This is a genomic window from Amorphoplanes friuliensis DSM 7358 (assembly GCF_000494755.1).
GTDB lineage: Bacteria > Actinomycetota > Actinomycetes > Mycobacteriales > Micromonosporaceae > Actinoplanes > Actinoplanes friuliensis.
This window is the reverse complement of record NC_022657.1, coordinates 2,661,065-2,670,038: the sequence shown is the minus strand read 5'-3', so window position 1 is coordinate 2,670,038 and position 8,974 is coordinate 2,661,065. Positions and strand designations below refer to the sequence as shown.

The window sequence follows — 8,974 nt, the reverse complement described above, 5'->3', positions numbered from 1 at the left end:
ACGCGTTCTAAACCAGTGCCTCAATGCGGCGGCCGGCCAGGCGGCCGCCCACCTGGATACCGTTCACGACGCGCCGGGAGTGATCTCGCACAAAGCGTCCGCCGATGCTCCACCGGCCGGTCGATGCATCCTGCAAAGAAAAGGTCAGATCCGCATGGACGACGATGTTTTCGGCCTCATCGCCGTCGATGCTCAGTCGCAACCCGTGCGGTCCCTCGCCGGTCACCCGGTACTCCACGTCGCCGTTGCGGTAGCTGCCCGAACACAGCTCACGCAGGTCGTCCGGCGAGGCGCCGCGCAGCCCGGCCCGATGCAGGCGGGCGACGGTCGGGTCACCGCCGGCCGACCCCGGGAACGTGAGCTGGTCGTCCACCGCCACGCCGTGCCGCCGCAATTCGGCCGACAAGTCACACCACATGGCGTACCCCGTTCCGGCGTTGCACGTGAGCGCCACGACCTGGCCACCGTCCGGGTCGATGCGAAGGTAGGCCGCCGTCCCGTCGGCGTTGCCGTCGTGGCCGGACCACCGATGCGGGGCGGTGCCGAACGCGGCCAGCCCGAGCCCCCAGCCGCGGGCCAGTCCGAACGGCACCGCGTCCGGCACCACGGCCCGCATCTGCTCGGCGAGCCGGGGCGGCAGGACGGCGGGGAGCCCCTGACCCAGGTGCAGCCGGCCGAGAGCCACCAGGTCGAGGGCACTGAGCGCCAGCGCGCCGGCGGCGGCTTCGGCCTCGCAGAGCGACTGCCGGACCGGCCGGATCCGTCCGGTGAGCGCGTGCGTGGAATGGCCGGTGGCCAGCGCACGGCCCGACCCGGCCCACCCCGGTACGCCGACCAGGTCCACCGGCACGCCCAGCGGTTCGAGCACGATGGCGGCGACGGCGTCCGCCCAGCTCATCCCCGTGATCTCGGAGACCATCCGGCCGAGCAGGACGTACCCGGCGTTGGAGTACGAGAACCCGGCCCCCGGAGACAGGACGAGCGGACCGGATTCGCAGACCCGGGCGAGGTAGCGGGCTGCGGATTGACCCGCGTCCTCAGCGGCGGGACCGCACGGCAGGCCTGCGGTGTGGCTCAGCAGCTGGCGGGCAGTGACCACCGAGACCTCCGCCGGCAGGCCGGACACGACACAGCCGACCGGCTCGTCCAGTTCGAGGTCGCCGTCCGCGACGAGACTGAGCACCGCCGTGGCGGTGGCCACCTTGGTCACCGAGCCCACCGGAAAAGCGGTCTCCGGCGTGACCGGCGCGTCCGTGCCGTGCTCGGTCACGCCGTAGTCGACGCTCAGCATCTCCCCGTGGCGGTGCACCGCCAGCTGGGCGCCCGGAACGCCGTGCCGCCGGGCACACCCGGCCAGGATCCGCGCCGCCGTGCGTTCATCGAGAACCGTTTGCCGCGGCTGCGCTCCGAACGCTGTGCTGCCGGCGTGCGCGGAAAAATCGAATGGAGGCGTCAAGCATCCGGACGGCAAGCGGTGAGTCACGTTCAGGCCTTTCGTCGGAGACAGGTTCACGTTCATCGGCGCAATTTGCACTATGAACCGGGTGCTCGATATGGCGATTACGCCGTCCCGCATTCATGTGCCGGTTCACTTACCCGGAAGCGCCGAACCAAACCAACGAAAACGCGTTCTCCCCGACGAGAAAGTGTGGCGAGAATTGCAGGGAAACTGAACGATCAACGACAACAGCCAGGTCGCACGGTGCTATCGCACACCTTGTGCGTCCCATTACCCGCTGATTCCGATATAGCTATTTCCGAATAGCGCGAAAGGGACAAAACACCCATCTTCCCGACCGCCGGCAACAACGACGGACCGGCGCCGCAGGTGCGGCGCCGGCCCGTCGTGGTGAGTCAGCTGCAGGTGGCGCCGTTGAGCCGGAAGCCGGTGGGGGCAGCGGCGTTGCCGGTGTGGTTGGCCTGGTAGCCGATAGTGGTCGAGCCACCCGGCGCGAGGACGCCGTTGTAGCCGGCGTCGGTCGCGGTGACCGCGCCGCTGGCCGGGGAGTAGCCGGCACTCCAGCCGGACACGATGGTCTGCCCGGCGGCCAGGGTGAAGCCCAGCGTCCAGCCGTTGACGGCGGTGGTGCCGGTGTTGGTGATCGTGATGATGGTGGTCAGGCCGGTGTTCCACGCGCTGACCGTGCTGGCGACCCGGCAGGTGCCGGTGCCGGGGTTGGCCGGCGGTGACGTGGTGGTGGGTGGCGTGGTCGGCGGGCTGGTCGGCGGCGAGGAAGGCTGACTGCCGCCGACGGCGCTCATGATGGCGTTGATGATGCCCGGCTGGGTCACCGCGCCGGTGCTCCGGTCGAACAGAGCGAAGCCGTGCTGTCCGTTCCAGCCGTTGTCCCAGTACGCGGTGGCTGCTCCGTACTTCTTGGCGGTGGCCACCACGGCGCGCGCGTAGTCGGCGCGGTAGCGGTTGTTCGTGGAGTCGTAGGTCGTCTTGTCGATCGAGCCGTACTCACCGACGAAGACCGGATAGCCGCGCGTGACGAACTTGTCGTACACCTTCTTCATCTGCCCGTCCAGGAAGTCCTCCTGGCCCCACACCGACTTCTTCGCCGGGTCAGTCGCGCCCGCGCCCCACTGCGTGATGGTGCCGTCCTCCTGGCCCGCGAAGTCCCACGGGTCGTAGTAGTGGACGGAGATCATGATCCGCTGCTCGTTCGCGGGAACGGACGACGACCGGTTCTGGTCGGTGGGAAGCACAAATCCGCTGCCCACGGTGTGGTCGATGTTCGTGTTCCAGCCGGGCACCAGCAGCCACCGCGACGCGTTGGTCCCGCCGGTGCGGCGTACGGTGTCCACGAAGATCTGGTTGTAGGCGTTGATGTTCGAGTAGCACGGCTGGGTCGGGTTGCCGTACTGACCGTCGAAGTTCTCGTTCATGGATTCGAAGATCAAGTGCTCGTTGTAGGTCTGGAACTTCGACGCGATCTGCTGCCAGACCTTCTGGTACTTGTCCTTGATCGTCGTCTGGTCGGCCGCGTCGCAGATCAGCCAGGAACCGGTGACGGACTTGTAGCCGTCGCCGTGCATGTTGATCAGGACGTACAGGCCCCGGCTGTAGGCGTAGTCGACGACCTCCTTGATCCTGGTCAGCCAGGCCGCGTTGACCGTGTAGCCGGGGCCGGAACCGATGTGTCCGAGGTAGGAGACCGGGATCCGGATCGTCTTGAACCCGGCCGCACGTACCCGGTCGATGAAGGCCTGCGTCACGGCCGGATTTCCCCAGGCCGTCTCGCTGGGGATGCCGTTGTTGTTGGCCTCCAGGGTGTTGCCCAGGTTCCACCCGGCGCCCATGTCGGCGACCAGCTGAGGACCGCTCAGCTGGGCCACGACGTCGGCCGAGGCCGGCCTCGTCATGCCGTACGCGGCTCCGCCGAAAGCCAGGACGGCCGCCAGGAGCGCGGGTCCGGCCTTCCTCATTATCGATTGCATAGCTGACCCCTTTCGTACGGCATCAAGCATCAAGCACAGCGGTGAGGTGCTCTTTCTTTGTTGGCATCCCAGTCAAAGTACAGCAGGCATCGACAGCAGTCCATCAATAGGCCTCCGGTGATGGGATGCGTCGGCCGCGTCGGTCGGGAAATGTGCGGACCCCGTCAGCGCCGTACCGACGGCTGTCCGGGGAACACTGCCGGGGTTCTCCGACCGCATCGCAGCCGACTGACAGGCCTTGGCCGATGCCCGTGATGGAATCAAATACCGGCGGTTCGCGTCCTGGTCATCGAGTGCACCCTCGATCGAGCGCCCTCCTCGAAGGAGCGACCAACGTATGCGACGTCCGATGTCAACCACGCGCTGGATGGCCAGAGCTTCACCACCTGCTTCCGAAGCATCACGCCGCTGCGGCAGGTCACTACCGTGACGTGGATGGCGGGGCTGACGCCGGTGGCCTTGACCTCGCGGGCCGACGTCGATGCGGCGGCAGCGAACGGCTGGGTCACGGTGCCGGTCACCGGCACGGTCGTCAACTGCCCGGTGCTGTGAACGATCGGATGGCTCGGTGACCGGCCGCAGCGCCGCGCCACTCCGTACCTCGGCGTCGGCGGATGCCGACCGCGCCCGTCTGCACAGGAGTATTCGTGAGAAGTGGCGCAAGCCGCCCCGGGCAGGACTTCCTCGAAGCGGTGATGTCCCACCTGGACATGCTGCATACATTGGCGCGCCGGTTGACCCGCAACCGCCAGGATGCCGAAGATCTCGTGCAGGAGGTGATGATGCGTGCCTTTGCGGCCTCGCGCCGCCAGGACAGCCCGCAGTCGATGGGCGCCTGGCTGGCCACGATCTGCCTCAACACCGCCCGCTCAGCCGGGCGTCGGCAGCAGGCACGACCGCCCGAATATCATGACGACACCGCGTTGGCCCGGTTGCCGGCGCCGACCGACACCGATCTGGCCGCGATCGCGAACATCGAGGCGGACAAGGTCCAGGACGCGCTGGCCGCACTGGCTCTGGGGCAGCGCCAGGTGATCACCCTGATCAACCTGTGCGGATTCAGCACCGACGAGGTGGCCCGGATGCTCGACATTCCCCGTGGGACGGTGCTGTCGCGCCTGCACCGCGGTCATCAGGCGCTCGCCGTCCGGCTCGCCGACAGGATCAGCCGGTGAGCGGGACGCAACCGGGCTCCAGTGCCGATTGCGACGAAGAGCAACTTGCCGCGTACAGCGCCGGCGAGCTCGGCCCCGAGGAGCGCGACAGGATCGCGGCGCACCTGCTGGACTGCGAAGCGTGCTGGCGGCAGTCGCTCACCTCGCGGGCGGTCGTCACCGCCGTCCAGCGGTTGTGGGAACCAGCACCGGCTTCGTTGCGGGCCGACCTGCGTGCGGCCATCACCGCACCGGCGCCGATACGGCGGCGACTGCCGGGACGGCTGACCGCGGTCCTGACCGCGTCGGTGGCGCTGGTCATCAGTGGCATGGTGGTGCTGACGGCGACGCAGCGCCATGACGCGCCGACCGCGCGACCGGCAACGCAGTCACCAGCGGCCGCGGGCGAACTGCCGGAACGTGTCAGGGCCGCGATCGCCCTCTACGCCACCACCATGCCGGCTTCGGACCGGCCTCCAGCGGTGCCCGACCTGGCACCGATCGGTCTACGGTTCAGTTCGGCGAGCGTCATCGAAGTAGCAGGTACCCCCTCCACTTGCTACACCTACTTCGACGTGAACGACCTTCAGGTGGGGCTCCTTGTCGCGGCCACGCCATGGCCTCGGCCGACTGCAGCCGAGTCGGTCACGGCCGGTGCCTGGGCAACCCAGAGCAACGGCCTGACGCTGCTCGGCGGCGCCGACGGAGGCGGTCACCAGATGCTCGTCATTGCCCAGGACCACACGATCGCCATGACGGCCGCGGCTCATCTGAGAATGATCTGAGCAGCAGCCTGGGAATGGTGGGATCGAGCGCAACGGCGCCGCATTCAGTTATCTGAACGGCCCGTGTACGACGCGGCAGGCATACCTCCTGCTGCAATTCTTGCTGCCCCTCCAACACGCATGGCAACAGTGAGATTATCACTTCGTAAGATTTATAGATGTCTATCTCGGGATAGGGTCGTTCATGTCGTTGCGGAACAACCACCATCGGTAAGAGTGGTGCGGCACCGGCGATCTCACATCTGCGCCACGATCCTTGACTGGCGCGACCTTACCTTTAGGGAGGACGTCGTGCGTAAGTACGTCGCGGAACTGTTGGGAACGTTCTTTCTCGTTCTTACCGTCGGCATCACAGTGACCACGATGAACGCCATGGCGCCGCTGGCCATCGGCGGTGTGCTCATGGTGATGGTGTACGCGGGAGGACACGTCTCCGGAGCTCATTACAACCCGGCAGTGACCCTGGCGGTGCTCATCCGCGGCCGGATCGCCGCCATCGGGGCGGCGGGCTACGTCGCCGCCCAGATCACTGGTGGCCTGCTGGCAGCCATCACCACACGGTTGATACTCGACCGGCCCGAGACCGCCGCGCTGTCGTTCTCCGGGCGTCAGATCACAGCCGCGTTCGTCGCCGAGGTGCTGTTCACCTTCGCTCTGGCCTATGTGGTGCTGAACGTGGCCACCAGCCGAAGCCACCCGGTCAACTCCTTCTACGGCCTGGCTATCGGCGGCACCGTCATGGTGGGAGCATTCACGGTCGGCGCAATCTCCGGCGGCGCGTTCAACCCCGCGGTCGCAGTCGGCGCAGCGGCAATGGGCCTGCTGTCGTGGTCGACGATCTGGGTGCACCTGGTAGCAGAGATCATCGGCGCCGCGGTGGCGGCGGCCGCCTTCCTCGCGCTCAACAGCGACGACCGGGCCCGCGTCGACCCGAACCCGGATCCGGTATCGGCTTCCGGGCCGAGCAGGACCGAGCTTGTCGAACCGGCGCCCTCCGCGGCCCGGTCCTAGCCCCGACAAATCCTCCGGCTCCGGACCATGCCTACCGCAGCCCTTCAGGTTGGCAGCCGATTTCTGATGCGCATTGGTTTCGTGGCCCGACCACTTGTCAGCAACATCTTCCAATTAATGCAACGCCTCTCCGATCTTCTGCGGCCCCCTTGCCGACTGATCAAGAGAGTTCCCGCCACCCGGAGGAATGAATGCCCGAGAATGACGCGAGCCAAGGACGGAAGATGGACAACGAAGACAAGTGCCCGGTTGCGCACACATCGCGTGGCGGCACATCCACTCGGGACTGGTGGCCCGATCAGCTCGATGTGACGGTTCTTCATCAGAATCCGCCGGCGTCAGATCCGATGGGCATGGATTTCGACTACGCCGCCGCGTTCGACACCGTGGACCTGGCGGCGGTGAAGGCCGACATCGAGACGGTGATGACGACCTCGCAGGACTGGTGGCCGGCCGATTACGGACATTACGGCCCGTTGTTCATCCGGATGGCCTGGCACAGCGCCGGCACCTACCGGATCAGCGACGGTCGTGGCGGCGCCGGTTCCGGCGAGCAGCGTTTCGCCCCGCTGAACAGCTGGCCGGACAACGGGAATCTGGACAAGGCGCGCCGGCTGCTCTGGCCGGTCAAGAAGAAGTACGGGAGCAAGATCTCCTGGGCCGACCTGATGGTCTTCGCCGGCAACTGCGCGCTGGAATCGATGGGTCTGCGCACGTACGGCTTCGGCGGCGGACGCGTCGACGTCTGGGAGCCCGAACTGGTCAACTGGGGTACGGAGGAAACCTGGCTCGGCGACGAGCGCCACAGCGGCGACCGGGAACTCACCGATCCGCTGGCAGCGGTCCAGATGGGTCTGATCTACGTGAACCCGGAAGGCCCGAACGGCAACCCGGACCCCTTGGCCGCTGCCCGCGACATCCGCGAGACGTTCCGGCGGATGGCGATGAACGACGAGGAGACCGTCGCGCTCATTGCCGGCGGCCACACCTTCGGCAAGACGCATGGCGCCGGCCCGGCCACTGCCGTCGGCCCGGAACCGGAGGCCGCACCGATTCAGGAGTTGGGCCTGGGCTGGCGCAGTACGTTCGGCACAGGTAAGGGCCGCGACGCGATCACCAGTGGACTCGAAGGCGCCTGGACACCGACCCCGGTGAACTGGGACAACAGCTTTTTCGAAACCCTGTTCGCGTACGAGTGGCAACTCTCGCGGAGCCCGGCCGGAGCACAGCAGTGGATCCCAACCGACCCGGCAGCCGCCACAGCTGTTCCGGACGCTCACGACCCTTCGACGACGCACACCCCGGTGATGCTCACGACGGACCTGGCGCTGCGTCTCGATCCGATCTACGAGCCGATCTCGCGGCGTTTCCACGAGAACCCACAGGAACTGGCCGAGGCTTTCGCCAAGGCATGGTTCAAGCTCACCCACCGCGACATGGGGCCCCGCTCGCTGTACCGGGGCCCGTTGGTGCCCGCCGAGCCTCAGCTCTGGCAGGACCCGGTGCCCCCGGCCACCGCTGAGCCGCTCGGCGACGACGACATCGCCGTACTGAAGGAAAGGATCCTCTCGTCGCCGTTGACCCTCGCCGACCTGGTCTTCGTCGCCTGGGCTGCGGCGTCGACGTTCCGCGGCACCGACAAGCGGGGCGGGGCCAACGGGGCGCGTATCCGCCTTGCCCCTCAGAACGCGTGGGCGGTCAACGACCCCGGCCGGCTGGCCGGCATTATGGACATGCTCGAGGGTATCCGGCAGGGGTTCGGCACGCCGGTGTCACTCGCAGACCTCATCGTGCTCGGCGGGTCCGCGGCCGTGGAGCAGGCGGCAAACAACGCCGGTCTTTCCATTGCCGTCCCGTTCAGCCCAGGCCGTACCGATGCGGCACAACAACAGACCGACGTGGAGTCGTTCGCCGCACTGGAGCCGACTGCCGACGGATTCCGCAACTACCTCGGCAAGAACCACCGTCGGGCGACGGAGCAGTTACTCGTCGACCGGGCGCAACTGCTCACGCTCACCGCCCCCGAGATGACCGTCCTGGTGGGCGGGCTGCGGGTACTGAACGCGAACACCTCGCAGTCACCGCACGGCTTTCTGACCACTGCGAAGGACACCCTGAGCAACGACTTCTTCGTGAACCTTCTCGACCCCCGTACGACCTGGACACCGGTCGCCGGCGATGAGGAGACGTTCGAGGGACGCGACTGTACGACCGGAGAGCTGAAGTGGACGGCCACCCGAGCTGACCTGGTCTTCGGCTCGAACTCGATCCTGCGTGCGCAGGCCGAGGTGTATGCCGGCGACGACGCGAAGGAGAAGTTCGTACGTGACTTCGCCGCGGCCTGGGTCAAAGTCATGAACCTGGACCGCTTCGACATCGCTTGACCGATCTGCCGGGTCGGTCCCCGCCAACCCGCTGACAGCCGGCAGGGAATGGACGCACCCCTGCCGGCGAGCGCCTGGATCCCGGTCCCCGGCGGTAAGCGCATGGTAAGGGTTTCCGGGTCGCAACGCGGCTAGGTTCATCAGTGACCCATCCTGGCAAACTGCGTTGGAGGAATCCTTGTTCTCGAGGAGAGTC

At 67.1% G+C, this 8,974-nt stretch carries 5 protein-coding genes and 1 pseudogene; 4 read left to right on the top strand and 2 right to left on the bottom strand.

Annotation, left to right across the window (positions count from 1 at the left end):
• Positions 1-7 precede the first annotated feature (7 nt).
• Together AFR_RS12500 and AFR_RS12495 are read right to left on the bottom strand one after the other, a co-directional pair.
• Positions 8-1,456, bottom strand: coding sequence for a serine hydrolase domain-containing protein (locus AFR_RS12500; RefSeq protein WP_202963989.1), 1,449 nt, complete (start codon positions 1,454-1,456; stop codon positions 8-10).
• A gap of 398 nt (positions 1,457-1,854) precedes the next feature.
• Positions 1,855-3,444, bottom strand: a complete 1,590-nt coding sequence (locus AFR_RS12495) for a cellulase family glycosylhydrolase (RefSeq protein ID WP_052359375.1) — start codon at positions 3,442-3,444, stop codon at positions 1,855-1,857.
• 614 nt (positions 3,445-4,058) lie between these two features.
• Here AFR_RS12495 and AFR_RS12490 point away from each other — a divergent pair.
• From AFR_RS12490 to katG, 4 genes and pseudogenes are all read left to right on the top strand, one after another.
• Positions 4,059-4,619 carry an RNA polymerase sigma factor gene (locus tag AFR_RS12490; protein ID WP_084297991.1) on the top strand — a complete coding sequence of 187 codons (561 nt, stop codon included), beginning with the start codon at positions 4,059-4,061 and terminating at the stop codon, positions 4,617-4,619.
• Positions 4,616-5,383 carry a zf-HC2 domain-containing protein gene (locus tag AFR_RS12485; RefSeq protein WP_023360823.1) on the top strand — a complete coding sequence of 256 codons (768 nt, stop codon included), beginning with the start codon at positions 4,616-4,618 and terminating at the stop codon, positions 5,381-5,383. The genes AFR_RS12490 and AFR_RS12485 overlap by 4 nt, the downstream gene beginning before the upstream one ends.
• A gap of 291 nt (positions 5,384-5,674) precedes the next feature.
• Positions 5,675-6,310 (top strand): annotated as a pseudogene (locus AFR_RS12480) (MIP/aquaporin family protein); the annotation flags it as partial.
• 275 nt (positions 6,311-6,585) lie between these two features.
• Entirely contained in the window at positions 6,586-8,778 is a 2,193-nt protein-coding gene (gene katG / locus AFR_RS12475) for a catalase/peroxidase HPI (protein WP_041840817.1), read from the top strand.
• The last annotated feature ends 196 nt before the right edge of the window (positions 8,779-8,974 follow it).

What these genes read in the sequence shown, in the direction of transcription:
- katG (WP_041840817.1), top strand. Translation starts at nt 6,586, where the DNA reads ATGCCCGAGAATGACGCGAGCCAAGGACGGAAGATGGACAACGAAGAC.
- AFR_RS12490 (WP_084297991.1), top strand. Translation starts at nt 4,059, where the DNA reads ATGCCGACCGCGCCCGTCTGCACAGGAGTATTCGTGAGAAGTGGCGCA.
- AFR_RS12495 (WP_052359375.1), bottom strand. Translation starts at nt 3,444, where the DNA reads ATGCAATCGATAATGAGGAAGGCCGGACCCGCGCTCCTGGCGGCCGTC.